The organism is Brevundimonas sp. VNH65, assembly GCF_049445955.1.
GTDB lineage: Bacteria > Pseudomonadota > Alphaproteobacteria > Caulobacterales > Caulobacteraceae > Brevundimonas.
The window spans coordinates 248,804-272,250 of sequence record NZ_JBMSDX010000002.1; the positions used below are offsets into that span (position 1 = coordinate 248,804).

Below are 23,447 nucleotides of genomic sequence, written 5' to 3' on the forward strand. Positions count from 1 at the left end.
ATGGCTGATTTCGCCGTCGATCCGGCCTTCGAGGCCGGTTCCGTCGCCGTCGCCGACTGGCCCCTGTGCCATGTGCGGCTTCAGGACGACGGCCGGTTTCCCTGGCTGATCCTGATCCCGCGCGTCGAGGAGGCGACCGAGATCGAGGACCTCTCGCCGGCGGATCGGGCCCTGCTGATGGAGGAAACCGTCCGGGCCGGCGACGTCGTCCGCCGCCTCGGCGCGGCGCTCGACCGGCCGATCGACAAGCTGAACGTCGCCGCCCTCGGCAATGTCACGGCCCAGTTGCATGTCCACGTCGTCGGCCGCCGCCGCGACGACCCCCTGTGGCCGGATCCGGTCTGGGGGCGAGGTGAGGCCGAACGCCTCGGCGAGACATGGCGGTCACGGCTGATCGCCCTGGCGGCCGAACCATAAACGGGACCGCGCTCAAGCAGCGAGGCTCCGCGAGCCGAGCGATAGCGCGCTAAACAGCCGGCGGCGGACCGAACTTCCCGGCGTTGTAGTCCTCGATGGCCTGGATGATCTCTTCGCGGGTGTTCATCACGAACGGCCCGTGACTGAACACCGGCTCGCCGATCGGCAGGGCGTGCCCCAGCAGGACGACGGCGTCGGTTTCCGCCGTCATGTCCAGCCCGTCGCCATCGCCGAGAGCGACCAGATTCCATTCAGACGCGCGCGTCCCGGCGATCGAGACCGCGCCCTTCACGACATAAAGAAACACGTTCCGCCCCGCCGCGATCGGCGTCTCGAACCGCGCCCCGGCGGGCACTCGCACCACCGCCAGATGGATGTCGATCAGCGACCGGATCGGCGCCGGACGGCCCAGCCATTCGCCGGACACCGGCTCGACCGTCACCCCGGCTTCGGTCGTGAAACTCGGGATGTCCTCCGCCTGCAGGCCGACATAGTCCGGCTTCGTCATCTTCAGCCGCGACGGCAGATTGACCCAGAGCTGGAGGATTTCCATCGGCCCGCCGTCGCGCTTGAACGAGGCAGGCGACAGTTCGGCGTGGATCAGGCCCGAACCCGCCGTCATCCACTGGATGCCGCCCGCCCGGATGACGCTCTCGCCCCCGGCCGAGTCGTTGTGGGCCAGTTCGCCGTCCAGGATGAAGGTCACCGTCTCGAACCCGCGATGCGGATGCGGCCCGAACGGCAGGCCGCGATTGTTCGACGGATAAATCTGGGGCCCGTGGTGGTTCAGGAACAGGAAGGGATCGACCTGCTGGACCCCCGGCCCCGGCACGGGCCGCCGGGTGATCAGATCGCCGATATCGTCCCGGTGGGCGGGATGCAGGCGCAGAACGCGGCGAGGCTGATCGAAGGTCATGGGATCCATCTAGGGTCCGGCGCGCGCCCCGGCCACCCCCCTGCCCCCGCCTCAGGCCGCTTCAGCCCCCGATCGGCCGCAGGATCGCCGCGCGACGCCCGCCGCCCTCGACCAGATCGCCCCGCCAGCCCTCCGGCCCCCGCGTCAGCTCCAGCGCCAGACCCTGGCCCAGACCGATTCGGACGCGGTCGTCCGTCCGCAACAGCACCGTCACCGGCGTCGACCTTTGAGCCCCCGACGGCGTTCGGCCCAGCCAGACGCCGTCAAGGGCCCGGGCGGGACCGCGATCGGTCAGCGACAGGTCCAGCAGGTGGCGGTCGTCGGCGTCCATGACCCGCCACAACCCGTCCAGCGGCCCCATCAGGGCCTGGGCCTGATCGCGACGGGCGGCCACGGCGGACAGATAGTCGGATTCCGCATCCGGACGTCCGGCGCCTCGGCCGCTGCGGCCCACGGCGTCGCCCTCGACCGTCTTTCGACCAAAGTCGGACGGCGGCTCATACGGCGGGACCACGGGGCGGACATAGACTTCCTGGGGGACGTCGGTCATCGGCGCGACCCTCACCACGGTCTCCAGCGCCGGGCGCGGCGTGACGGCCGGCGGCGCAGGATCCGGAGCGACGGCTGACAGGAGAAGCGCGATCCACATGGCGACACCCTGCGGCGCCCCCGGTCGGCTCGCTAGTGCGCGCAGGTCACAATGTCCGGCGGTCTGCGGCCACGCTTTTCGCGCTTTATGCTGCGCTGCGTTGCGGCTTGCGTTGACACTCCGCCCGCCGGGTCACTAAAGCCAAGGCGCAAGAACGGACGCCTGTTTTTTCAGGGTTTTTGAGAACCATTCGCATGAGCCAGCCCCACGACGCCGCATCGAAGGGGGGGATGAGCGACCGGACCGGCCGCTTCGTCGTCCAGCCCAACGGCCGCACCACGCCCCTGTCCCCCCATATGTCGGTCTGGCGCTGGCACATCACCATGGCCGCCTCGATCCTGTTCCGCGCGACCATCATCGCCGCGACCTTCGGGAGCCTGTTCGTCCTCGCCTGGCTGGGCAGCCTCGCCTACGGGCCCGAGGCCTATGTCCGGTTCCTCGCGCTGGCGGCCTCGCCCCTTGGCCTGCTGATCGGCTTCGGCCTGACCCTGGTGCTGTTCTCCCTGCTGCTGAACGGCGCCCGCCACCTGATCAACGACATGGGCGCAGGCCTGTCGGTGCGGACCGCCAATCTCCTGTCCCAGATCGCCGTCTGGGGCCCTGTTGTCCTGGCGATCCTGTTCTGGGTCGCCCTGTTCTCCACCGGGAGGGTGTCGCTGTGAGCGGTCCGGCCAAGTTCAGGAACAACGTCAAGGTCTCCGAGCGCCACGGCGCGGCGGAATGGGCCACAGAGAAGCTGGCGCTTCTGCTTCTGATGCCGCTCGGCGTCTGGGTCGCCTCCACCGCCTTCACCCTCGCCGGTCGCGACGCCGCCGGCGCGGCCGCCTGGTTCGCCGACAAGATCAACGCCGGCCTGATGGCGGTGACGGCCGTCGTCTTCTTCGGCTTCGCCAACCTGGCCTGGAAGGTCGTGGTCGAGGATTATGTCCACAAGCCGGGAACCAAGCGCTTCCTGCTGGGCCTGCTGAACATCGTCTGCATCCTGCTGGCCGGCGCCAGCGTCTTCTTCATCGTGCGGCTGGCGCTGGGTTCCGCGCCGCTGCCGGCCGGGGTCTGATCCGCATGCCTGCCTATGAATTCGTCGATCACGCCTATGACGTTGTGGTTGTCGGCGCCGGCGGGTCCGGCCTCCGCGCCGCGCTCGGGGCCGCCCAGCAGGGGCTGAAGGTCGCCTGCGTCACCAAGGTCTTCCCCACCCGCTCCCACACGGTGGCGGCCCAGGGCGGCATCTCCGCCTCGCTCGGCAACATGGGCGAGGACAGCTGGCAGTGGCACATGTACGACACCGTCAAGGGGTCGGACTGGCTGGGCGACCAGGACGCGATCGAGTATCTGGTCCGCAACGCCCCCAAGGCCGTTTATGAGCTGGAGCACTGGGGCGTGCCCTTCAGCCGCACGGACGAGGGCAAGATCTATCAGCGCGCCTTCGGCGGCATGACCCGCAACTTCGGCGAGGGTCCGGTCCAGCGCACCTGCGCCGCCGCCGACCGCACCGGCCACGCCATCCTGCACACCCTGTACGGCCAGTCGGTGCGCCGCGAGGTGAAGTTCTTCGTCGAATATTTCGGCCTGGACCTGATCATGCAGGACGGCGCCTGCACCGGCGTCACCGCCCTGCAGCTCGACAACGGCCAGCTGCATCGCTTCCGGGCCAAGCTGGTGATCCTGGCCACCGGCGGCTACGGCCGGGCCTATTTCTCGGCCACCTCGGCCCACACCTGCACCGGCGACGGCAACGCCATGGTGTTGCGCGCCGGCCTGCCGTGTCAGGACATGGAGTTCGTCCAGTTCCACCCGACCGGCATCTACGGCGCCGGCTGCCTGATCACCGAGGGCGCGCGCGGCGAGGGCGGCTATCTGACCAACTCCGAGGGTGAACGCTTCATGGAGCGGTATGCGCCGACCGTGAAGGACCTGGCCCCGCGCGACATGGTCAGCCGCTCCATGACCATCGAGATCCGCGAAGGCCGGGGCGTGGGTCCCCGGAAGGACCACATCTTCCTGCACCTGGATCACCTGGATCCCAAGATCCTGCACCAGCGCCTGCCCGGCATCTCCGAGAGCGCCAAGATCTTCGCAGGCGTCGACGTCACCAAGGCGCCGATCCCGGTCCTGCCGACGGTTCACTACAACATGGGCGGCATCCCCACGAACTATCACGGCGAGGTCCTGACCCTGCGCGACGGAAATCCCGACAGCGTGGTGCCGGGCCTGATGGCCGTGGGCGAGGCGGCCTGCGTCTCGGTGCACGGCGCCAACCGTCTGGGTTCGAACTCCCTGACCGATCTGGTGGTGTTTGGCCGCGCAGCGGGTCTCCGCGCCGGCGAGATCGTCGACAAGGCCTCCGCCGTGCCGGACGCTCCGGCCGCCGCCACCGACAGCCATATCGGCCGTCTGGACCGCTTCCGCTACGCCAACGGCTCGACACCGACCGCCGAGCTGCGCCTGGCCATGCAGCAGGCCATGCAGGCCGACGCCGCCGTGTTCCGCACCGGCGAAACCCTGCAGCAGGGCGTGGACAAGCTGCGCGCCATCGACGCCCAGGGCTCGGACATCAAGACCACCGACCGCGGCCTGATCTGGAACACCGACCTGATCGAGACGATGGAGTACGACAACCTGATCGCCCAGGCCCTGGTGACGATCGAGGGCGGTCTGAACCGTACGGAATCGCGCGGCGCCCACGCCCGCGAGGACTATCCGGACCGCGACGACGTCAACTGGATGAAGCACACCCTGGCGTGGAAACGTCCGGGCCAGCAGGTCCAGATCGACTACCGTCCGGTGCACAACTACACGATGTCGGACGAGGTCTCGTATATCGAGCCCAAGGCGCGGGTGTACTGATCCTTCATGGCCAAGGCTCCCGGCGCAGTGATGGACTCGGCGACCCCCGCCCCCGCAACGGGCGCGGCGTCCCTGTTCGCGCCGCGTCGGTCGCTCGGTCTCAAGCTGTTGCTGGTCTGCCTACTCGCCTTCCTGATGAGCATTCCGGCCCTTTTCGTCTTCGGCCTGCTGATGGACCGGACCAACCGGGCCGAGACCGTGGCGACCGAGGTCGGCGGCCTGATGGGCGGACCCCAGACCTTCCTCGGCCCGGTCCTGGCCGTGCCCTATACGCGGACCGTCGGCGAAGGCCTGTCGGCCCGCAGCGAGGCCAGCGTCTGGCACGTCTTCCCGACCCAGGGCCGCATCACGGCCGCCACCGCCTCGGAGGTGCGCCGCCGTTCATTGTTCAAGGTTCCGGTCTATCAGGCCGAACTGGACTGGACCGCCCGCTTCGACCTGATCCAGGCGGGGCGTGAGGCGCCGCAGGGCGCCGTTCTGGACTGGAGCCGCGCCGAAATCCTCGTCGGCGCCTCGGACCCGCGCGGGGCTCGCGCCGACATCACCCTCAGCCTCGACGGCCGCGCGGTCGCCACCGGCCCGTCGATCATCAAACCGACGACGGGACTGATCCCGCCCGACGACGGCCGCAACGTCGCCGTGCGCGGCGACGGGCTGAAACTGTTCGGCGCCCCGCTGACCGGAGCGAACGGCGGCGCGATCGATCGCACCGGTCCCCTCGACGTCTCCGGCAAGGCGACCTTCACCGGCGCGCGTCGCGTCACCCTGCTGGCCTTCGCCGGCACGACCGAGGCCGTCATCAAGGGCGACTGGAAAAGCCCCTCGTTCAACGGCGGCTTCCTGCCGGCCAAACAGTCGGTGACGGCCGACGGCTTCAGCGCCGACTGGTCCGTGCCCTATGTCGCCCGCGGCGTCCCGGCCGAAGGCGGCGCCGACGCCCTCAGCCGACTGGGCGCCACCGAAATGGGCGTCAGCTTCGTCGAACCCGCTAATCCCTATCAGTCGGTTAGCCGCTCGCTCAAATACGCCCCGATGTTCATCGGCCTGGTCTTCCTGGCCTTCTTCCTGTTCGAGACGACGACCGGCCGCCGCGTCCACGCGGCCCAGTACATCCTGATCGGCCTGGCCCAGGTCATCTTCTACATGCTGCTGCTGTCGATCGGCGAACACCTGGGCTTCGATCCCGCCTTCCTGATCGCCGCCGTCGCCACGGTCGGCCTGATCTCGGCCTATGCCGGATGGACGTTCGACAGCCGCGCCCAGGGCCTCCGCGCCCTGATCGCCTTCACCTTCCTGTACGGCCTCATCTATGTGCTGATGCGGCTGGAGGATTACGCCCTGCTGGTCGGCGCCGTCGCCAGCTTCGCCGCCATCGCGGCGGTCATGTATTTCACCCGACGCATCGACTGGTACGGCGTGACGGGTCAGACGAACACCGAAGGACAAGGCTGATGGTCCAGCTCACCCTCCCCCGCGGCTCCGCCCCGACCACCGGCAAGGTCCACAAGGCCCCCGCCGGCGCCCAGAACGTCAAGACCTACAAGGTCTATCGCTACGATCCGGAAACGGATTCGGCGCCGCGCTGGGACGTGTTCGAGGTGTCATCCGACGACCACGGCCCGATGCTTCTGGACGCCCTGATCCACATCAAGAACGAGATCGACCCCACCCTGTCGTTCCGCCGCTCGTGCCGGGAAGGCATCTGCGGCTCCTGCTCGATGAACATCGACGGATCCAACGCCCTGGCCTGCACCAAGGGCTGGGACGAATGCCGGTCGTCCGACATCACCATCTCCCCCCTGCCGCACCAGCCGGTGGTCAAGGATCTGGTGACCGACCTCAGCCTGTTCTACGCCCAGTACGATTCCATCCAGCCCTACCTCCAATCGGACGAGCCCGACCCGGAGACGGAACGCCTCCAGACCCCGGAACAGCGCGCCAAGCTGGACGGCCTGTACGAATGCATCCTGTGCGCCTGCTGCTCGACCTCCTGCCCCAGCTACTGGTGGAACCAGACGGAGTACCTGGGTCCGGCCGCCCTGCTGCAGTCCTACCGCTGGATCGCCGACAGCCGCGACGACGCCACCGACAAGCGCCTCGACGACCTGGAAGACCCCTTCAAGCTTTACCGCTGCCACACCATCATGAACTGCGCCCAGGTCTGCCCGAAGGGTCTGAACCCGGCCAAGGCCATCGCCGAGACCAAGAAGCTGATGGTTTCGCCGGCCCGCAAGAAGACGGCGGCCTGAGTTCAAACGGACGATGGCCAGGATCACCTATATCGAGCACGACGGCCGCGAGCATGTCGTCGAGGTCAAGAACGGGCTTTCCGTCATGGAAGGCGCGATCCGCAACAATGTGCCCGGCATCGACGCCGACTGCGGCGGCGCCTGCGCCTGCGCCACCTGCCACGTCTATGTGGACGAGGCGTTCGCGGCCGAGACCGGTCGTCCGTCCGCCATGGAAGAGTCGATGCTCGACTTCGCCGACAACGTGCAGCCGAACAGCCGACTGTCCTGCCAGATCCGCGTCTCGGACGATCTGGACGGCCTGATCGTCCGCCTGCCCGAAAGCCAGCACTGACGGCGCGCCCTTTTCGGCTTCTGGGCGTTTGAGTCCCGAATGAACCCCTTTTCCCGCCCCTCCGCCACCGACGACCGCCGCGCCGAACCGCGGCGGCGCGTCGATGCGCGCGGCCTCATCCTGGCCGACGGCCAGGAGATCCTCTGCCTGATCGTCGACCAGTCAGACGGCGGCCTGAGGCTCCGGCTGGACCGGGCCATCGGCCTGCCGCCGGTGATCGTGGTCATCGACCTGGCGGCCGGCGCGGCCTGCGAGGCCGAGGTGCGCTGGATCCGGGGGCAGGAGCTGGGGCTGAAATGCTCGATCCGGGCCACGCCGCTGAACGGCCTGATCCCGGGTCGGCTGGCGGGCGCAAGGGACGCCTGGCTGAGACGACGCAGTCTTTGACGACACCCGGCGACGGGTTTCGGGCGTTGAGGCGTTAGAGAGTTCAGACGCCCGTCGCTCCCCGGAAGGCCGCCATGCGCTCAACGGACCGCCGCCTCAACGCCGCCGTCGCTCTGACCCGTTTCGGTCTCGGGGCCAGACCGGACGAGATCGACGCCGTCTCCGTCGACCCCGTCGCCTGGCTGGACGCCCAGATCCGACCCGAGGGCGCGCCCCCGCCCCAGGGCCGGTTCCCCGATACCGACGCGCGGCTGGCGCAGTTCGAGGCCTATCGCCGGTCGGCCGCCGAGGCGCGCCGTGCGCGCGCCCCGGCGACCGAAGGCGGCGTCGCCGCCCCATCTTCTCAGGCGGCCTCGCCGCAAGACGCGGCCCTCGCCGCCCGGGAGGCCCAGACCCAGGCGCGGCGCACCCTCTATCGCGAAACCTATCAGGAGTTCCTCGCCCGCGCCCAGCTCGGCGCGTCGACCCCGGACGGCTTCGCCGAGCGCTGGACCCTGTTCTGGGCCAACCTTCTGACCGTCTCGGTCACCAAGCTGCAGAGCGCCGTCCTTCTGGGCCAGTACGAGCGCGAGGCCATCCGGCCGCATGTCTTCGGACAGTTCGAGGACCTGCTGCTGGCGGCGGAGTCCCACCCGGCCATGCTGTACTACCTCGACCAGGCCCAGTCCGTCGGGCCGAACAGCCGTGCGGGACAGCGGCGCAGCGCGGGCCTGAACGAAAATCTGGCCCGCGAAATTCTGGAGCTGCACACCGTCGGCGCCGATGCGGGCTACAGCCAGACCGACGTCACGGAGCTGGCCCGAGCCCTGACGGGCTGGTCGGTTCCCGGCCCGGCCGCGCCGGCGCGCCGTCCCAATCGCCGCCTGGCCGCTCTCGCCGACCAGCCCGGCAAACGCGGCTTCGTCTTCCGCCCGATGCAACATGAGCCGGGAGACCGGACGATCTTCGGCAAGCGTTACGCCGACGCCGGGCGCGCCCAGGGCGAGACCGTGCTGCGCGACCTCGCCGGACGGCCGGAGACTGCGCGACGCCTGGCCAAGCGTCTCGCCGTTCACTTCGTCGCCGACGATCCGCCGCCGGCCCTCGTTCAAAAGCTCGAGACCGCCTGGACCCGCTCCGGCGGTCGCCTCGATGAGGTGGCGCGCGCCCTGATCACCGCACCGGAGTCCTGGGCGGCCCAGCCGGTGAAGGTGAAGACGCCGTACGAGTTCGTGATCTCCACCTACCGCGCCCTTGGAACCACGCCGCAACGTCCTCAGGCGCTTCAGGGCCCGCTGGCGACCCTGGGCCAGCCCGCCTGGGCCCCGCCGTCGCCCGAAGGCTGGCCCGACACCGCCGCCGACTGGGCCGGTCCGGACGCCCTGGTGAAGCGGATGGAATGGGCCGCCTCGGTCGCCGACGCCGCGCGTGGATCGCGCGAACCGCTGCAGGTGGCCGAGGCGGCGCTCGGCGATCGTTTGTCCGCACGCACCCGCACCGCCGTGGCCCGCGCCGAGAGCCGGCCCGAGGCCCTGACCCTGTTTTTGATGTCGCCGGAGTTTCAGCGCCGATGACCGATTTCACCCCCCGCATTCCCACCGGCCTGTCGGCCGCCCTGGATCGCCGCCGGTTGCTGCGCGGCCTCACCGTCGGCGGACTGGGCCTCGCCTTCGCCGGCCAGGCGCCGCTTCAGGCTCTCGCCCGATCGTCCGGCGAGCGCGCCAAGTTCGTCGCGATCATAGCGCGGGGCGCGATGGACGGCCTGTCGGTCACCGCGCCCCACGACGATCCGGCCTATGTCGCTCTGAGAGGCGGCCTGGCCCTCCCGCCGCCGACCGAGACGGGCGGGACCCTGGCCCTGACGCAAGGCTTCGGCCTTCACCCGGCGCTGAAGGGCCTGCATCAGGCCTATGGGGAAGGGCGGATGCGCTTCGCCCCCGCCGTCGCCATTCCCACCCGGGTCCGCTCCCATTTCGACGCCCAGGACATGCTGGAATCCGGCGGGGAACGCCTTCATCAGAGCGATACCGGGTGGCTGAACCGGGCCCTCGCCGCCGCCGGAGGCAGGGGACTGTCCATCGGCGCCCAGACCCCGCTGATCCTGCGCGGCCCGGCCGAGAGCTCCAGCTGGGCCCCCGGCGGGCGCATCGGCGGCGACGAGCGGCTGGCCGCCCTGCTTCAGGACCTCTACGTCGAGGACCAGCTGCTGGCCACCAGCCTGGCCCGGGGCCTTGAAACCGAGGCACTGGCCGAAAGCGGCCTGATGGCCGGCGCCGGCCCGAGACGAGGCGACGTCGCCGCACTGGCCGGCTCGGTGGCGCGGCTGATGACCGGCGAGACGGGCGCCGACGTGGTCGCCCTGTCCATCGACGGCTGGGACACCCACGCCCGCCAGGCGGGTCAGCTCCAGGCCAGGCTGACCCAGCTCGACCTGCTGATCAGCGGCCTGAAACAAGGGCTGGGCGAGGAGTGGGCGCGCACGATTGTGATGGTGGCCACCGAGTTCGGCCGCACGGCCCGCGTCAACGGCACCCAGGGGACCGACCACGGCACGGCCTCGACCCTGCTGCTGACCGGCGGCGCGGTGAAGCAGGGCGGTCCGATCGGAGACTGGCCGGGCCTGTCGGACGCCGCCCTGTTCGAGGATCGCGATCTGGCCCCGACCCTGGACATCCGGGGCGTGTTCAAGGGCGTCTTGCGAGATCATCTGGGCGTCGATCGCGCTGCCCTGGATCGCGCGGTCTTCCCCGACAGCGCGGCCGAGGCCCCCGCCGTCTCCGGCCTGGTCTGACGTTTACTCCGTCGCCGCCGGCATGACCCCGGCGTTGATGGCGATGCGGCCGATCAGGCCCTTGACGATCAGGTCCAGGGGCGAGCCTTCGCGATAGTCGGCGGCGGCGACGAAGTTGACCCGGTCCTCGGAGATCAGGCCGTAGATCTTCTGCTGGTCCCGCTCGGAGTTGCGCGGATCATAGACCGCGATCGAGAAGCCGCCCTTGGTGTGCATCATCTTCATGGTCGGCACGTCGGTGTCGCCGTCGCCGAGGAAGATCATCCGCTCGAACGGCACCGGTCGTTCGTCGTCGGGGATGAAGCGGTTGATCCGCTCGTGCTCATAGTGGTTGAACACACCCTTGTTGATGCGGAACAGATACTGGGTCTTGGTCGTGTAGTTGACGCCCACCGCCGGCCAGATCGCCCGGCCGTCGGCGTCATAGACGAACTTTGACGCGAACACGTGGCTGAAGGCCTCCCGGATCGGACAGCCGGCGATCATCTCCTCCAGTCCGGCCGAGATGATGTAGTGCTCGATCTCAAGCCCGTATCGCTCGCCGAAGGCGTTGATGCGGTCGAACCAGCCCGGCCCGGTCAGGTCGGTCTTCAGCCCGTCGAACAGTTTCACGTCCTGGCCGTGCTCGGCCAGCAGTTTGCGGGTGATCGGCTGGTCGTGCTCGCGGGCCCGCTGCAGCATCAGCTGCATGTACATCAGGATGTTGTCGCCGTCGGCCTCGCGCGTCAGCCGATCGGCCTCGCCCCAGAAATCGCCGATCCCCATGCCGACGGAGGGAATGAAGGTCACTTCCTGCATGTTGCCGCGCGCCAGGGTGCCGTCGAAATCGTAGATCAGGGCGGTCTTGAGAGGGGCGGTCATGGGCGGCTCGGAACAGGGGTCTGTGCGAAATGTGCTGGTGATTAGTGAATAGTGAGTAGCGGTGGTCGCTCGCCAAGCCTCTGACCGTCAGGGCCATGCCCACTATTCACTACTCACTAGCACTCTTCACCCAACCCGGCGACGTCAGCGGCCGATCTGGCCGAGGTCAGGCAGTTCGTCCGCCACATCACCGACCGGCAGATGCAGGATGAAGGCCGCACCCCGGCCCGGCTCGCTCTCCACCTCGGCCCAGCCGCCGTGCAGCTCGACCAGAGCCTTGACCAGGGCCAGGCCGACGCCCGGTCCGCCGCGTTCCCGCCGCACGAAGCGATCGAACACATGGGCCTGGAGATGATACGGAATGCCGCGCCCGGTGTCCTCGACCCGCAGACGGACCTCGGCGCCCACGCCCTCGGCGACCAGACGCACCCGCCCGCCTTCGACCACAGCCCGGGCGGCGTTCTCCAGCAGGTGATCCAGCGCCTGCCGGACACGGCGGGCGTCGGCGCGCACGGTCTCGGGCGCGTGCGCCCACGCCAGCTCCAGCGTCGCGCCCCGACCCTCGATCCGGGCCCGCACCGCCTCCCCGGCCTCCTCCAGCAGGGTGCGCAGTCGAACCGGCCCGATCGACAGCTCCATCTCCCCGGCGTCGATCTGGGCCATGTCCAGCACGTCGTCGATCGAGCGGGCCAGCTGGCTGGCCGCCGTCCGGATGGCGCCGGCGTGCTGGCGGCTGCGGTCGGGCAGATCGCCGAACGCCTCCAGCAGCTCGGAATAGCCGACGATCGTGGTCAGGGGCGTCCGCAGCTCATAGCTGACCGAGCCGACGAACTCGCGCTTCAGGGCCTGGCTTTCCTCGAGGGCGGCCGCCTTGGCCGCCAGCGCCTCCTCCAGCTCCCGCCGCGCCGTCACGTCCGAGAAGGCGACCAGGGTCGCGCCGTCGGGCAGGGGGCGGGTCTGCCAGGCGGCGATCCGGCCGTCGGCGGTGCGGCCTTCACCTGAGATCGGCACCCGGCTTTCCGGATCCGGGTCCGCCACGCGCGCCTTCAGGCCCAGCCACAGGGCCGGATCGGGCATGATCTTCTGCGCCAGTGCCGCCACGGCGTCGAAATCACCGGCGGAGGCCAACTGGTCGCCCGACACCCGCCAGAAGGCCTCGAAGGCGTCGTTGTGCAGACGCAGCCGTCCATCCGAACCGAACACGGCCACCGCGTCGTTCAGCTTGTCCAGGGTCGCCGTCTGGACCTGTATCTGGGCGTTGTAGCGGCTGCGCAGCTGCAGCTCGCCGGTGATGTCCGAAAACAGCAGCAGGATGCCGCCCAACGGATGCGGCTGGCGCACGACCCTGAGCGTCCGGCCGTCCGGCAGGGACCAGCTGTCGTCCGGCGCAGCCTCTGCGGCGCCATAGAAATCCAGCTCAGCCGCTTTCCATCCCGCATAGTCCACGACTTCCGGCAGCATCCGACGCTGGCGCAGGCGATCCAGCAACTCGGCATGCGTCGGGCGTTCGTCCAGCCAGGCCGGGTCGATGTCGAACAGCTGCTGGAAGGCCGTGTTATGAAAGGCCAGTCGCTTCCCCGGCCCGAAAATGGCCACGGCGTCGGCCAGATGGTTCAGGGTCTCGTCATGCGCCTCGACGTGACGCCGCAGGGTGTCGCGGGTTTCCTCCGCATCCGTCATGTCGATGGCGAAGGCCAGGACCAGGCCGGCCCCGGCCAGAGGCTCGGCCACGATGCGCCAGGCCCGGCGACGATCGCCGCCCGTGGTCCAGCGGAACCCCTCCTGCCGCACGCCGAGCCGCCGCGCCTCGTTCAGGATCGACTCCGCGCCGCGATCGAAGCTGACGCCCTCGGCGCGCGCCGCGTCGAGGTCCGGCGCGCCCACCTCGGCCAGCCAGGCTCGGTTGGCCCAGATCAGGGCGCCGGTGCGGTCCGCCACCCAGGTCGGGGCGGGAGACGCGTCGGTCAGCAGGCCCAGTCCCACATCGACCGAGGCCGCCGTGTCCTGGGCCGGCCCCAGCCGCAACCAGGCCAGACCCGCGCCCGGCCGGCCCTCGACCCGCCACGGCCCCGAAACCGTCTCCAGCGTGCGCTCGAACGGAGCGCCCTCGGTCAGCAGCGCCGCGACGGCGTCGTCACAGGCGGCGCGGATGGCCTCGGTCAGGCGCAGGGCGTCATAGACGCCCTCTTCCTCGCCCTTGACGCCCAGAGCCGTTCGCGCGGCCGCTAGCGTCTCGACCCCGCCCCAGCACCGCAAAGGCGCGCCATCCGGATCCAGGCCGATGCGAACGTCGTCGAAAGCGTCCAGGGCCCCCTCGGCGCCGGCGGCGACGCCGGCGATCGTTGAGGCGCACCTTTCCAGCGCCCCGACCGCCGCCGCGGTGCGGCGCTTCAGCCGCCAGGCCCAGGCGGTGACCGACAGGGCCAAGCCCGCCGCTCCCGCCGCCGCCACATAGGCGATTTCGGCCTCAGCCATTCCCTACACCCGCCGATTCGTCCGTTAACCATAGCAGAAGCGACGAATCCTGCGTCACGCGCAGTCAGAAAGCCGTGGATGCCTTGCGACGATCGGCCCGCGCGTTGGATACGTCGCCGCCTTGCGCCCTCCGCAGCGCCTCACCACACTCCGGCCAGACCGCCTTCACGGACCCCGATGACCCAATCCGCAGCCTGGACCGGACGCGCCGCCCCGTCGCTGGATGACTTCGCCGAACTGGCCGAGGCCGCCTTCGCCGCCCTTCCGGCCATGTTCCGTCATGCGGCGGGCGAGGTGGTGTTCCGCATCGACGATTTCCCGCCGGACGACGTCCTGGCCGACTTCGGCATGGAGGATCCGTTCGAGCTCACGGGCCTGTATCAGGGCGTCGACATCGGCCGTCGCGACACTCTTGGGCCAGCGGCCGAACCGTCACGCATTTTCCTGTATCGCCGGCCGATCCTCGACGAGTGGGCCGAACGGGGCGACACACCGCTGGACGAGTTGATCGCCCACGTCCTGATCCACGAGATCGGCCACCATTTCGGCCTCGACGACGATCAGATCCACGCCATCGAAGACGCGGCGGACTGAGCCTTACCGGAACGGCGGCTCGTCGAAGGCGCGCAGCTTGCGCGAGTGCAGCTTGGCGCCCTCGCTGCGCAGCAGGTCGATGGCGCGGATGCCGATCTGCAGATGCTCCGAAATTGAGCCTTCATAGAAGCGGTTGGCCTGACCCGGCAGTTTGATCTCGCCGTGCAGGGGCTTGTCCGACACGCACAACAGCGTGCCGTAGGGCACCCGGAAGCGGTAACCCTGGGCCGCGATGGTGGCGCTCTCCATGTCGATGGCGACAGCGCGGCTCTGGTTGAACCTCAGCGCCGACTTGGAATAGCGCAGCTCCCAGTTCCGGTCGTCGGTGGTCACCACCGTGCCGGTGCGCAGGCGGCGTTTGACCTCCTCGCCCGGCGCGCCCGAAACGATCTTGGCCGCGTCATAGAGGGCGCGCTGGACCTCGGCGATCGACGGGATGGGGATGTCCGGCGGCAGGACCGCGTCCAGCACATGGTCGTCCCTCAGATAGGCGTGAGCCAGGACATAGTCGCCGATGGTCTGGGTCGGACGCAGGCCGCCGCAGTGGCCGATCATCATCCAGGCGTGCGGGCGGGTGACCGCCAGGTGGTCGCAGATGGTCTTGGCGTTCGACGGACCGACCCCGATGTTGACCAGGGTGATGCCCGTGTGCCCCGGCGCCGTCAGGTGATAGGCGGGCATCTGGTGCTTCTTCCAGGCCGCGTCCATGACGGCGACCTCCGGATCGGCGGTCTCGGCCGTGATCACCACCCCGCCGGCGCAGGACAGGCTCTGATAGGGGGTCGAGGGGTCACGCACCTGCTCCACCGCCCAGCGCACGAACTCGTCCACATAGCGGTTGTAGTTGGTGAACAGGACATAGGACTGGACGTCCTCGACCGGCGTGCCGGTGTAGTGCCTCAGGCGAGCCAGAGAGAAGTCAGTGCGCAGGCCGTCGAACTGGGACAGCGGAAAGTCCTCGTCGGCGTCCCACAGGCCGTCCGAGATCTCGTCGCCGATATGGGCCAGGTCCGTCGTCGGGAACCAGCGGGCGATGGCGGCGGTCATCGACCGGTCCAGCACCACGTCCGACCCGTCCAGCACATAGGGGAAGGGGATTTCCTGTTCCGAGGGAGACACTTCGAAGGTCGCGCCGTAGTCCTGCTCCAGCAGGGTCAGCTGCTCGATCAGATACGGGCGGAAAAGATCGGGCCGGGTGACGGTGGTGGAATAGACGCCCTGGCGCGACAGCCGGGCGTAGGCGCGGGCTTCCAGATTGGCGGGGCGGTCGCCGAACCAGCTGACCTTCAGTTGGGGATAGGCGAAGAGCCCCCTTGCCCGGGTCTCGGCGTCGACGCGCTCGCCGGTGTCGAGGAAGGTTTTCACCGCGTCGCGGAGGTTTGCGACCGATTGGGTGTAGAGGGTTTCAAGGCGGTCCAGCGCCGCCGATGCGTTCATCTGTTCTGTCATGGCCTCCCATATCGGAAGATCATGACCTTGGCGAGACGGTGACGCTTCAGTCCGCCCCGCCCAGCATCTTGACCTCCTGCAGGGTCAGCCTGTCGTCGACGATGTCGAACTCCAGAAGGGCGACGCCGGCCTCGCCGCAGCACTGGGCGTCCGACGGATTCCACAGCGGCGTGACGGCCCGCATGCCGTCGTGGAAGCTCCAGTAGGGCCGATGCCGGACCTCGCGACCCTTCAGCAGGTCGCCCGCGCGGCCCTGCCAGTTCGTGTCGATCTGACGCCAGGCGCCGTTCCTGAAGCGCAGCATCCGCAACATGTCGCCCGCGCCCGTCCCCCGTGACACGCCCGACAGAACCAGCAGCCACTCGCCGTCCCCATTGGGAACCAGGATCGGCGCCTCATAGGTTCCACCCTCGGAGGTCCAGATCAGCGGCGCAAGCGGTCCCGATCCGCCGCGCCGTTCCAGCACCACGACCCCGGCGCCGACGCCGTCCTCGTCGGTGAACCCCTCCTGGGTCTGCCAGTACAGCACATGGCCGTCGTCCAGGGGCAGGAAGCCGCCGCCGGACACGCCGCAGCCCTTCAGCTCAATCTCCAGACATCCCTTCTCGAGGTCGGACGGTTGCGCCCGCAGGGCCCTCGCCCGGCGGTCATAGGTGATCCGTCGTTGCAGACGTTCCAGATGGTATTCGTCCGAGGCGCTGTCGCCGCCCTCCCGCCAGTCCGCCTGCTCCGCCTCGACGTCGCGCGGCAGGGGCGACAGACGCAGGGCCTCGCGATAGGCGGCGTCGATCGTCGTGGGCACGGCGCCCCCGTTCGCCTGACCGCCGGTCGCCTGACTGCAGGCCGGGCCCGCCGCCAGAATCGCCGCCGCCATCGCCATCGTCGCCGAACGCATCACCGGATCCTCGTCTGTTCCGCCGGGAGACTGCCCGACGAGAGAGCGCCTCGCCACTGACCGTCCCTGACGGGAGGTCAGCCGAGCCGACGGTGCAGAAAGGCCGCCAGATCGTCCAGCACCGGCGCCTTCTTGCGAAACAGCGGCGAGAAGGTCGCGATCAGATCGGCATGGTTCAGTCCGGGATAGAGCTTCAACTCCGACGACGCCCCCGCCTGTCGCAACGCCCGATCCAGCAGGAGGGAGTCCTCGTCATGCACCACCACGTCGTCGCGTCCGTGACCCAGCCAGATCGGCGGCGCATCACGGCGCACGAAGGTGATCGGCTGCGTCAGGGTGGGGTCCGGCGCGCGTCCGAAGGCGTTGATCGCCGACGGGACGTTGAAGGGCAGAAACTCATAGGGCCCGGCCAGCCCCGCCGCCGCCCGGATCAGGTCCGGCCGTTCGACCGCCGCCATATAGCGCCGATCCAGGGCGATCATCATGGCCAGATGCGCCCCGGCGGAATGCCCCGCGACGGCCAGTCGATCCGGATCGCCGCCATAGTCCGCCGCCAGGTCGGCCGCCCGCGCCGTCGCCTGGGCCGCGTCCTCGACGAAGGCGGGAAAGTGCACCTGGGGGACCAGGCGATAGTCCGGCAGGAAGACGACGAACCCCCGGGACGCCAGGGCCTGGGCCGCCCAGCCATAGTCGGCCTTGCGCCCGTCCTCCCAGCCGCCGCCATAGAAGAACACCACCACCGGCGCCGGAGCCGCGCCGCGCTCGCGCGGACCATAGACGTCCAGGGTCTGTCGGGGATCATCGCCATAGGCGAGATCACGCGCCAGAAGCCCCGCGCCCCGATCTCGCGGCCCCAGCCGGTTCAGCAGCGCCAGGGGCGAACACGCTGCAGCCAGGCCCGCCAGAGGCCCCGCGATCAGCGGCGCCAGCAATCGTCTGCGCGTCATTAAAGGAACCTGGGCCACATCGGATCAATCTCCCGCCGATACGATGGGCGCAAGGCCCCGGATCGCCGTCAGCGGGCGCCGGCGATCAAGCGGCCGCAATCGGCGTCTTCGGCCAGACCGGGCTCGACGAAGCCCAGGACGGCGGCGACCGGCGCGACGACGGCGGCCAGAAGTCCGGTCAGGCCGACCTGGCTCGCCACCGCCCCGGCGTCGACCCCGACGCCGGGCGCCGTCAGCGGTCCCCGCACGCGGATCGGGGTCCAAAGCCGCAACAGGCGGGGTTTCTTGGATTCGCCGTCGATCGTCAGGTCCAGCGTTTCAGAGCCCAGATTGATCGTGCCTGATCCCTTGGCCAGGACCACGTCCGTATCGACCACCAGGGTCCGCGCCGTCGCCACCCCGCCCGCCACGGCGAACTCGGCCACGGCGCAGCGGATCGGCGTTTCGGACTGATCGCCGCTGAGCAGCTTGAGCAGCCCGGCCGAGGCGTTGATGCCCAACAACTCGGCGAAGGCCGCGCGCATCCGACCCTGGGGCACGACCAGGCTCAGCCGTCCCTTGGACGCCCCGGCGAAGTCGGCGATGGAGGCGCCCGGCCCTTCAAGCTGCGCCCGGCCCAGCGCACGGCCTGTGATCGGCTGCGCGCCGCCCCGCGCCGGCACGATCGACTCCAGCGGATAGCCGGCGAGACGGAAGTCGACGGCGCTATAGGGCGTCGCCTCGCGGGCGTCGATCCGGGCGGTTCCATTCAGTTCGCCGCGATTGAAGGCGAAGGCGACGGGATTGAGGTTCAGAACGCCGTCCTTCAGCACCGCCCCCAGGCTGACACGGCGCACATCCAGATCATTCGCCTTCACCTCGGCCGCGCGATAGGTCAGCCGTCCATCCATCGACCGCAGCCGCTCGGTCTGCAGCGGGGCGTCGGGAAACAGCTTTCCGGCGACGCCGGAACTGACCGTGGTCGTGTTTTCGCCTGAGGCGGAGGTCTGGGTGCGGGCGCCGAGAATGGCCATCAGATCATCCAGATCGAGCCGACGGGACGCCAGTTCGGCCTCCACGTTCAGGCGCTCGCCCGCCTCAACCCGCACGTCCCCGCTCAGGTCCGAGGCGCCCACACGCCCGTTGAAGTCGTCGAACGTCCAGGTCGACCGATCACGCCTCAGGTTCCCGGCCAGACGATACGGCGGTGTGTTCGGCAGGGTGACCCCGGTCAGCAGATACAGGTCGGCCAGATCACGCCCTTCCAGGCTCAGATCGGCCTCGAACCGTCCCAGGTCGAACGGTCGCGTGATCCTCCCGTCCGCCACCAGCCGCGATCCCGCCCCCGCCAGGGTGGCCTTGAATCCATAGGGCCGATTCCGGCGAATGTTGATGAAAGGGCCGCCCTCCACCCGCAGGGTCAGGGGCGACCGGTTCAGACTGCCGCGTCCATCCAGCAGGAAGCCGCTCGCCGTATCGTCCGGCCCGGTCGTCTCCCGCGCATTGATCGTGGCGTCCAGGGTCAGTCCCCTCCGCCGATCCGCAAAGACGATATCCCCGTTCCGGATGATCAACTGCTGGATCACGGGCAGCTTCAGGCCCTCGCCGGTATCCGGACGGTCCGGGTGTAGCGCCCAGCTCTGACGGCCGTTTTCGTCGGACAGCAACACGACATCCGCCTGATCGAAGGCCAGACGCGGCATCTCGATCTGACCCACAAGCAGTTTTCTCAGCCGGATCGAGGCGTCGATCCGCGCCACTTCCGCCGTCGGCCTGTCTCGCGCCCAGTCCGGTCCGCCGAAATACAGGCCCCGCACCGTCACCGACGGCGTCCAGCTGAACAGGCGGACGTCCAGATCGCCACGCAGCTCGACCTGGCGATCGTACTCCGCCGAGGCCCAGCGCCCGATCGGCCCCCTCAGCCAGTTCCAGTCGAACAGGAGAAGAAAGATCACGATCGCCGCGACCAGGGCCAGCACCGCCCCGCCCGCGCCGTACTCGACCGGTCCGGGCCGGCGGAAGGCCAGGAACACGGGGTCCTGCGTCCGAACATGATCCGTAAAGCCGCGCCAGCGCGCCCGCGCCCCGGAGCGGACCGCCGTCCAGCGGTCATTCAGCGATGTTCGGGCCTGGCTCAGCAGCGTGATCTCCGTCGAGCGAAGGCAACGTCTCAGGACCGAATTGGTTGGAATTCGCCTCGTCCGCACACGAAACGGCCATACTCCGTGAACGCATTATCGTCCGTTTTCTGAGTGTTTTTCATGGTTTCGTATTATGACAGTCATCGAACCTTTACACGGTCGAATTTGCGCGCATTCTTGCTCCGAACCCTGAGTGAATTCGGGAGATTTTTTGGAGTTGAAACGCCTATGACCGTTCTCGCCTTTTCCGCCCGCCTCGGCCTCGCCACCGTCGCCGCCGTCGCGGTCGCCCTGCCGGCCTTCGCCCAGACCCAGACTGCGCGCACGACGCAGGCCCCCCGTGCGGAAGCCCAGGTCTGGCGCACCGCGTCCGTCGAAGCGTCTGCGGACGCCCCGCGCGTGGTTCTGGTCTGCGAGCAGGGCGCCATCGCCCGTCGCAACTTCGAGCGCCGCTTCGGTCAGGAGCCGATGTTCATCACGGCCGATCAGGCCCTGGCCGCGCGCGACCGCAACGAAGTCTGGGCCGCGCCGCGCTGCATGACCCAGCGCCAGCTGGATCGGCTGGTCGACCGCCTGAACTGACGACCCCTCGGCAAGACGAAGGCCCGATCCGGCGACGGATCGGGCCTTTTGTTCCTCCGGGATCCGGATCGCCCTACTTCGGCGCGTCGAGGTGGCGGTCCAGCCAGCCGAACACCTCATTGTGCCACTGCAAGCTGTTGGCCGGACGCAGGACCCAGTGGTTCTCGTTCGGGAAGAAGACCAGTCGGCTCTCGACGCCGCGCCGCTGAAGGGCCGTGAAGGTCGCCAGTCCCTGGGCCGTGGGGATGCGGAAATCGCGATCGCCCTGCACGACCAGCGTCGGCGTCTTCCAGTTCTGCACATGGTTGGCCGGATTGAAGGCCTGATAGCCTTGGGGGTTTTCCCACGGCGTGCCGCCGTTCTCCCACTCGGTGAACCACAACTCCTCGGTCTCATGGCCCATGGCGAAGGTGTCGAAGACGCCGTCGTGATTCACCGCGCATTTGAAGGCGTCCGGCCAGTTCCCGGCGATCCAGTTGATCATGTAGCCGCCGTACGAAGCGCCCAGGGCGCAGGCATTGGTCCCGTCCAGGAACGGATACCTCTGCTGGGCCGCCGTCCAGCCCTTCTGCAGGTCCTCCAGCGGCCGGTCGCCCCAGTGCTGGCTGATCGAATCCGTGAAGGCCTGGCCGTAGCCGGTCGACCCATGGAAATCGACCATCACCACCGCATAGCCGGCGCCCGCATAGGTCATCGGGTTCCAGCGATAGGACCAGGCGTTGCCGAACGAGCCCTGCGGCCCGCCATGGATCAGGAAGGCGACGGGATACTTCTTCCCTTCCTCATAGCCGGCCGGCTTGATGACATAGGCGTGGACCGTCTCGTCGTTCCAGCCGGGGAAGTTGAACTGCTCGGCCTCGCCGAACGACTTGGCGTCCAGCTGCGGGTTCACATTCGTCAGGCGGCGCGGCATTTCACGACCGCGCCAGGTCTTGAAGAACAGCTCCGACGGCCGCGTCAGCGTATCCTGGGCGAAGACGAAACCCGACGACGTCTGGCCGAAGGCAGAGACATGGCCCGGGCCGGTCAGGGGCAGGACCGATCCGCGCGCCACATCGATCTGGAACAGGCGCGTCTGGCCGACGTCGCCGGCCGTCACATAGACGCTGCGCCCGTCCGCCGACCATTGCAGACTGTCGGCCGACCGGTCCCAGTCCCCCGCGATCCGGCGCGTCTGGCCGGTCGCCACATCCCGCAGGAAGACGCCGTACTGGTCGGCCTCGAACCCCGGCCGGGCCATGGCGCGATAGGCCAGGGTCTTGCCGTCCGGAGAGAACACCGGCCCCGTGTCCCAGGCCTTGTTGGCCTCGGTCAGATTGGTCAGTTGGCCCGGCGCGGCGATCGACACCTGATACAGGTCGAAATTGGTGCTCCACGGCTCGGTTCGGCCCGCCCGGCGCGCCGAAAACACCAGGCCCTGGCTGTCCGGGGTGAAGGTGAACTCGCCCTCGTCGCCGAACGGCTTGGACGGGGTGTCGCCGTCGAAGCCCTTTGTCACCCAGACCGCATCGCCGCCGGCCGTCGGCGCGACGAACAGATGATTCTGCGTCCCGTCCGCCCAGGTGTCCCAGTGGCGGACGAACATCCGGTCGTAGATCTGGGCGGTCGTCTTGCGCTCCGACACGGACCTGGCGCGGTCCACCGTGCAGGCGAGGTCGGCGCAGTCGGGATAGACCGACAGCGACACAGCGACATTCGCAGCGTCCGGGCTGATGCGATAGGCGTTGACGTCCAGCGGCAGGTCGGTGACCTGCACCGGCGTGGTCAGGTCCGGCCCGACCGACCAGACCTGGCTCGACCCCGACTTGCCGGACAGAAAATACAGCCGGCCGTCCGAACCCCAGCGCGCGGTGCTCGCGCCGTCATCCGAGATCGCCAGCCGCTGCGGCTCGCCGCCCGCCAGGTCCAGCACGAACAGGGCCGATTTGCGCCCGTTCGCCGCCACATCGGTGGTCGTCACCGAATAGACGACGCGCTTGCCGTCCGGCGACACCTGCGGGTCGCCCAGCCGATTGGCCACGATCATGTCGGAATAGGTGAAGGCGTTCGCCGTCGCCGGCGCATGAACCCCGGCCCACGGCGCGTTCGCGGTCGGCTCGGCCGAGGTTGGAACGGCGGCGGTTTGGGCCAGGGCCGGCGCGGCCAGCGAAAGGGCGACGGCGGCGCAACCGGCCAGGAGGGAGCGATGACGCATGGAACGATCCTCGTGAACTGAGCTGGCGCAGGCGTAGCACCCGAGCGGCGGACGTGAAAGTTGCGGCCCTTCTTTTGATTAGCTAAGACACTTGGACCAAGGAGAATGTGATGACCACCGTCACCGTCCATCAGGCCAAGACCCATCTGTCGAAGCTCATCGCCGCCGCCGAGCGCGGCGAAGAGGTGGTGATCGCTCGCGGCGATAAGCCTGCGGTGCGAATTGTCCCATTCAAACCCGTCCATCCCGTCGTTCCGGAGCGACGCTTCGGACGCTTCAAAGGACAGGTCAGTGTTGACGACCGCTTCTTGGAGCCTTTGCCTGAGGAAGAACTGCGACTCTGGGAGGGTCGGAACGATTGAACCTCCTGTTGGACACCCACGCCCTGCTGTGGCTTGCCATGGGCGACGAAAGGCTTCCCGAAAGATTGCGCTTGCGCCTCGAGGACCGCTCTGTCCCGATTTTCGCCAGCGCAGTATCGGCGATGGAGATCACGACAAAGCATAGGATCGGCAAGCTACCGCAAGCCGGTCCACTGGCTCGGGATTTCTCGGGCTCAATCATCCAGCTAGGACTGGCGCCCCTTCCAATTACGGTCGCAGAAGCCGAACTGGCCGGGCGCATGATGGGCGATCACCGTGACCCCTTCGACCGCTTGCTGATCGCCCAGGGGCTGCTGAACAATCTGACCCTGGTGTCGAACGAAAACGTCTTCGACGTCTTCGGCGTCGCCCGCCTCTGGTAGGGCGCTTGCTCCCGGA

23 protein-coding genes are annotated in these 23,447 nt (G+C 68.8%); 14 read left to right on the forward strand and 9 right to left on the reverse strand.

Annotated elements, in window-relative coordinates; translation table 11 throughout:
* Complete coding sequence (locus ACO2Q1_RS05060; protein ID WP_423328454.1) at positions 1-417, forward strand: HIT domain-containing protein; 417 nt, start codon at positions 1-3, stop codon at positions 415-417.
* 49 nt (positions 418-466) lie between these two features.
* On the opposite strand, the gene ACO2Q1_RS05065 is transcribed toward ACO2Q1_RS05060, so the two are convergent.
* Entirely contained in the window at positions 467-1,333 is an 867-nt protein-coding gene (locus ACO2Q1_RS05065; protein WP_423328455.1) for a pirin family protein, read from the reverse strand.
* A 61-nt stretch (positions 1,334-1,394) separates the two neighbouring features.
* Positions 1,395-1,982, reverse strand: coding sequence for a hypothetical protein (locus tag ACO2Q1_RS05070; protein WP_423328456.1), 588 nt, complete (start codon positions 1,980-1,982; stop codon positions 1,395-1,397).
* A gap of 194 nt (positions 1,983-2,176) precedes the next feature.
* Here ACO2Q1_RS05070 and sdhC point away from each other — a divergent pair, with 194 nt between their 5' ends.
* From sdhC to ACO2Q1_RS05115, 9 genes are all read left to right on the forward strand, one after another.
* Positions 2,177-2,644 carry a succinate dehydrogenase, cytochrome b556 subunit gene (gene sdhC, locus ACO2Q1_RS05075; RefSeq protein ID WP_423328457.1) on the forward strand — a complete coding sequence of 156 codons (468 nt, stop codon included), beginning with the start codon at positions 2,177-2,179 and terminating at the stop codon, positions 2,642-2,644.
* Positions 2,641-3,039, forward strand: a complete 399-nt coding sequence (locus tag ACO2Q1_RS05080; RefSeq protein ID WP_423328458.1) for a succinate dehydrogenase — start codon at positions 2,641-2,643, stop codon at positions 3,037-3,039. The genes sdhC and ACO2Q1_RS05080 overlap by 4 nt, the downstream gene beginning before the upstream one ends.
* Before the next feature lie 5 nt (positions 3,040-3,044).
* Positions 3,045-4,829, forward strand: coding sequence for a succinate dehydrogenase flavoprotein subunit (gene sdhA / locus ACO2Q1_RS05085; RefSeq protein ID WP_423328459.1), 1,785 nt, complete (start codon positions 3,045-3,047; stop codon positions 4,827-4,829).
* A gap of 6 nt (positions 4,830-4,835) precedes the next feature.
* Positions 4,836-6,281 (forward strand): cell envelope integrity protein CreD, encoded by a 1,446-nt coding sequence (gene creD, locus ACO2Q1_RS05090; RefSeq protein WP_423328460.1) that lies wholly within the window; start codon positions 4,836-4,838, stop codon positions 6,279-6,281.
* Positions 6,281-7,078 (forward strand): succinate dehydrogenase iron-sulfur subunit, encoded by a 798-nt coding sequence (locus ACO2Q1_RS05095; RefSeq protein ID WP_423328461.1) that lies wholly within the window; start codon positions 6,281-6,283, stop codon positions 7,076-7,078. Before creD ends, ACO2Q1_RS05095 begins: the two co-directional genes overlap by 1 nt.
* Before the next feature lie 13 nt (positions 7,079-7,091).
* Positions 7,092-7,412 carry a 2Fe-2S iron-sulfur cluster-binding protein gene (locus ACO2Q1_RS05100; protein WP_423328462.1) on the forward strand — a complete coding sequence of 107 codons (321 nt, stop codon included), beginning with the start codon at positions 7,092-7,094 and terminating at the stop codon, positions 7,410-7,412.
* Between the two features lie 39 nt (positions 7,413-7,451).
* On the forward strand, positions 7,452-7,799 hold the full coding sequence (locus ACO2Q1_RS05105) for a PilZ domain-containing protein (protein WP_423328463.1): 348 nt from the start codon (positions 7,452-7,454) through the stop codon (positions 7,797-7,799).
* Positions 7,800-7,873: 74 nt separating this feature from the next.
* On the forward strand, positions 7,874-9,352 hold the full coding sequence (locus tag ACO2Q1_RS05110; RefSeq protein ID WP_423328464.1) for a DUF1800 domain-containing protein: 1,479 nt from the start codon (positions 7,874-7,876) through the stop codon (positions 9,350-9,352).
* A complete protein-coding gene (locus ACO2Q1_RS05115; protein WP_423328465.1) occupies positions 9,349-10,569 on the forward strand; it encodes a DUF1501 domain-containing protein in 1,221 nt (406 codons plus the stop codon). Before ACO2Q1_RS05110 ends, ACO2Q1_RS05115 begins: the two co-directional genes overlap by 4 nt.
* Before the next feature lie 3 nt (positions 10,570-10,572).
* Here ACO2Q1_RS05115 and ACO2Q1_RS05120 read toward each other — a convergent pair whose 3' ends face one another.
* Complete coding sequence (locus ACO2Q1_RS05120) at positions 10,573-11,430, reverse strand: HAD family hydrolase (protein WP_423328466.1); 858 nt, start codon at positions 11,428-11,430, stop codon at positions 10,573-10,575.
* 144 nt (positions 11,431-11,574) lie between these two features.
* Positions 11,575-13,905, reverse strand: coding sequence for an ATP-binding protein (locus tag ACO2Q1_RS05125; protein ID WP_423328467.1), 2,331 nt, complete (start codon positions 13,903-13,905; stop codon positions 11,575-11,577).
* Between the two features lie 177 nt (positions 13,906-14,082).
* Here ACO2Q1_RS05125 and ACO2Q1_RS05130 point away from each other — a divergent pair, with 177 nt between their 5' ends.
* Positions 14,083-14,499: a metallopeptidase family protein gene (locus ACO2Q1_RS05130; RefSeq protein ID WP_423328468.1), complete on the forward strand. Its 417-nt coding sequence runs from the start codon at positions 14,083-14,085 to the stop codon at positions 14,497-14,499.
* Positions 14,500-14,502: 3 nt separating this feature from the next.
* On the opposite strand, the gene ACO2Q1_RS05135 is transcribed toward ACO2Q1_RS05130, so the two are convergent.
* The 4 genes from ACO2Q1_RS05135 to ACO2Q1_RS05150 form a co-directional block, all read right to left on the reverse strand.
* Complete coding sequence (locus tag ACO2Q1_RS05135) at positions 14,503-15,948, reverse strand: AMP nucleosidase (RefSeq protein WP_423328469.1); 1,446 nt, start codon at positions 15,946-15,948, stop codon at positions 14,503-14,505.
* A 46-nt stretch (positions 15,949-15,994) separates the two neighbouring features.
* Positions 15,995-16,843 carry a hypothetical protein gene (locus ACO2Q1_RS05140; RefSeq protein WP_423328470.1) on the reverse strand — a complete coding sequence of 283 codons (849 nt, stop codon included), beginning with the start codon at positions 16,841-16,843 and terminating at the stop codon, positions 15,995-15,997.
* Positions 16,844-16,920: 77 nt separating this feature from the next.
* Positions 16,921-17,790, reverse strand: coding sequence for an alpha/beta hydrolase (locus tag ACO2Q1_RS05145; protein WP_423328471.1), 870 nt, complete (start codon positions 17,788-17,790; stop codon positions 16,921-16,923).
* Between the two features lie 68 nt (positions 17,791-17,858).
* Positions 17,859-19,802, reverse strand: a complete 1,944-nt coding sequence (locus ACO2Q1_RS05150; RefSeq protein WP_423328472.1) for an AsmA family protein — start codon at positions 19,800-19,802, stop codon at positions 17,859-17,861.
* Positions 19,803-20,138: 336 nt separating this feature from the next.
* On the opposite strand from ACO2Q1_RS05150, the gene ACO2Q1_RS05155 reads away from it, so the two are divergent.
* Entirely contained in the window at positions 20,139-20,492 is a 354-nt protein-coding gene (locus tag ACO2Q1_RS05155; protein WP_423328473.1) for a hypothetical protein, read from the forward strand.
* Positions 20,493-20,565: 73 nt separating this feature from the next.
* Here the strand turns inward: ACO2Q1_RS05155 and ACO2Q1_RS05160 are convergent, their stop codons facing one another.
* Positions 20,566-22,686, reverse strand: a complete 2,121-nt coding sequence (locus tag ACO2Q1_RS05160; protein WP_423328474.1) for a prolyl oligopeptidase family serine peptidase — start codon at positions 22,684-22,686, stop codon at positions 20,566-20,568.
* 110 nt (positions 22,687-22,796) lie between these two features.
* On the opposite strand from ACO2Q1_RS05160, the gene ACO2Q1_RS05165 reads away from it, so the two are divergent.
* Positions 22,797-23,048, forward strand: a complete 252-nt coding sequence (locus ACO2Q1_RS05165) for a type II toxin-antitoxin system Phd/YefM family antitoxin (RefSeq protein WP_423328475.1) — start codon at positions 22,797-22,799, stop codon at positions 23,046-23,048.
* An 8-nt stretch (positions 23,049-23,056) separates the two neighbouring features.
* On the forward strand, positions 23,057-23,431 hold the full coding sequence (locus ACO2Q1_RS05170; protein ID WP_423328476.1) for a type II toxin-antitoxin system VapC family toxin: 375 nt from the start codon (positions 23,057-23,059) through the stop codon (positions 23,429-23,431).
* Positions 23,432-23,447 lie beyond the last annotated feature (16 nt).

Excerpts from the sequence above, each read along its gene's own strand:
- ACO2Q1_RS05060 (WP_423328454.1), top strand. The coding sequence starts at position 1 with ATGGCTGATTTCGCCGTCGATCCGGCCTTCGAGGCCGGTTCCGTCGCC.
- ACO2Q1_RS05065 (WP_423328455.1), bottom strand. The coding sequence starts at position 1,333 with ATGACCTTCGATCAGCCTCGCCGCGTTCTGCGCCTGCATCCCGCCCAC.
- ACO2Q1_RS05070 (WP_423328456.1), bottom strand. The coding sequence starts at position 1,982 with ATGTGGATCGCGCTTCTCCTGTCAGCCGTCGCTCCGGATCCTGCGCCG.
- sdhC (WP_423328457.1), top strand. The coding sequence starts at position 2,177 with ATGAGCCAGCCCCACGACGCCGCATCGAAGGGGGGGATGAGCGACCGG.
- sdhA (WP_423328459.1), top strand. The coding sequence starts at position 3,045 with ATGCCTGCCTATGAATTCGTCGATCACGCCTATGACGTTGTGGTTGTC.
- creD (WP_423328460.1), top strand. The coding sequence starts at position 4,836 with ATGGCCAAGGCTCCCGGCGCAGTGATGGACTCGGCGACCCCCGCCCCC.
- ACO2Q1_RS05095 (WP_423328461.1), top strand. The coding sequence starts at position 6,281 with ATGGTCCAGCTCACCCTCCCCCGCGGCTCCGCCCCGACCACCGGCAAG.
- ACO2Q1_RS05100 (WP_423328462.1), top strand. The coding sequence starts at position 7,092 with ATGGCCAGGATCACCTATATCGAGCACGACGGCCGCGAGCATGTCGTC.
- ACO2Q1_RS05105 (WP_423328463.1), top strand. The coding sequence starts at position 7,452 with ATGAACCCCTTTTCCCGCCCCTCCGCCACCGACGACCGCCGCGCCGAA.
- ACO2Q1_RS05110 (WP_423328464.1), top strand. The coding sequence starts at position 7,874 with ATGCGCTCAACGGACCGCCGCCTCAACGCCGCCGTCGCTCTGACCCGT.
- ACO2Q1_RS05115 (WP_423328465.1), top strand. The coding sequence starts at position 9,349 with ATGACCGATTTCACCCCCCGCATTCCCACCGGCCTGTCGGCCGCCCTG.
- ACO2Q1_RS05120 (WP_423328466.1), bottom strand. The coding sequence starts at position 11,430 with ATGACCGCCCCTCTCAAGACCGCCCTGATCTACGATTTCGACGGCACC.
- ACO2Q1_RS05125 (WP_423328467.1), bottom strand. The coding sequence starts at position 13,905 with ATGGCTGAGGCCGAAATCGCCTATGTGGCGGCGGCGGGAGCGGCGGGC.
- ACO2Q1_RS05130 (WP_423328468.1), top strand. The coding sequence starts at position 14,083 with ATGACCCAATCCGCAGCCTGGACCGGACGCGCCGCCCCGTCGCTGGAT.
- ACO2Q1_RS05135 (WP_423328469.1), bottom strand. The coding sequence starts at position 15,948 with ATGACAGAACAGATGAACGCATCGGCGGCGCTGGACCGCCTTGAAACC.
- ACO2Q1_RS05140 (WP_423328470.1), bottom strand. The coding sequence starts at position 16,843 with ATGCGTTCGGCGACGATGGCGATGGCGGCGGCGATTCTGGCGGCGGGC.
- ACO2Q1_RS05145 (WP_423328471.1), bottom strand. The coding sequence starts at position 17,790 with ATGACGCGCAGACGATTGCTGGCGCCGCTGATCGCGGGGCCTCTGGCG.
- ACO2Q1_RS05155 (WP_423328473.1), top strand. The coding sequence starts at position 20,139 with ATGACCGTTCTCGCCTTTTCCGCCCGCCTCGGCCTCGCCACCGTCGCC.
- ACO2Q1_RS05160 (WP_423328474.1), bottom strand. The coding sequence starts at position 22,686 with ATGCGTCATCGCTCCCTCCTGGCCGGTTGCGCCGCCGTCGCCCTTTCG.
- ACO2Q1_RS05165 (WP_423328475.1), top strand. The coding sequence starts at position 22,797 with ATGACCACCGTCACCGTCCATCAGGCCAAGACCCATCTGTCGAAGCTC.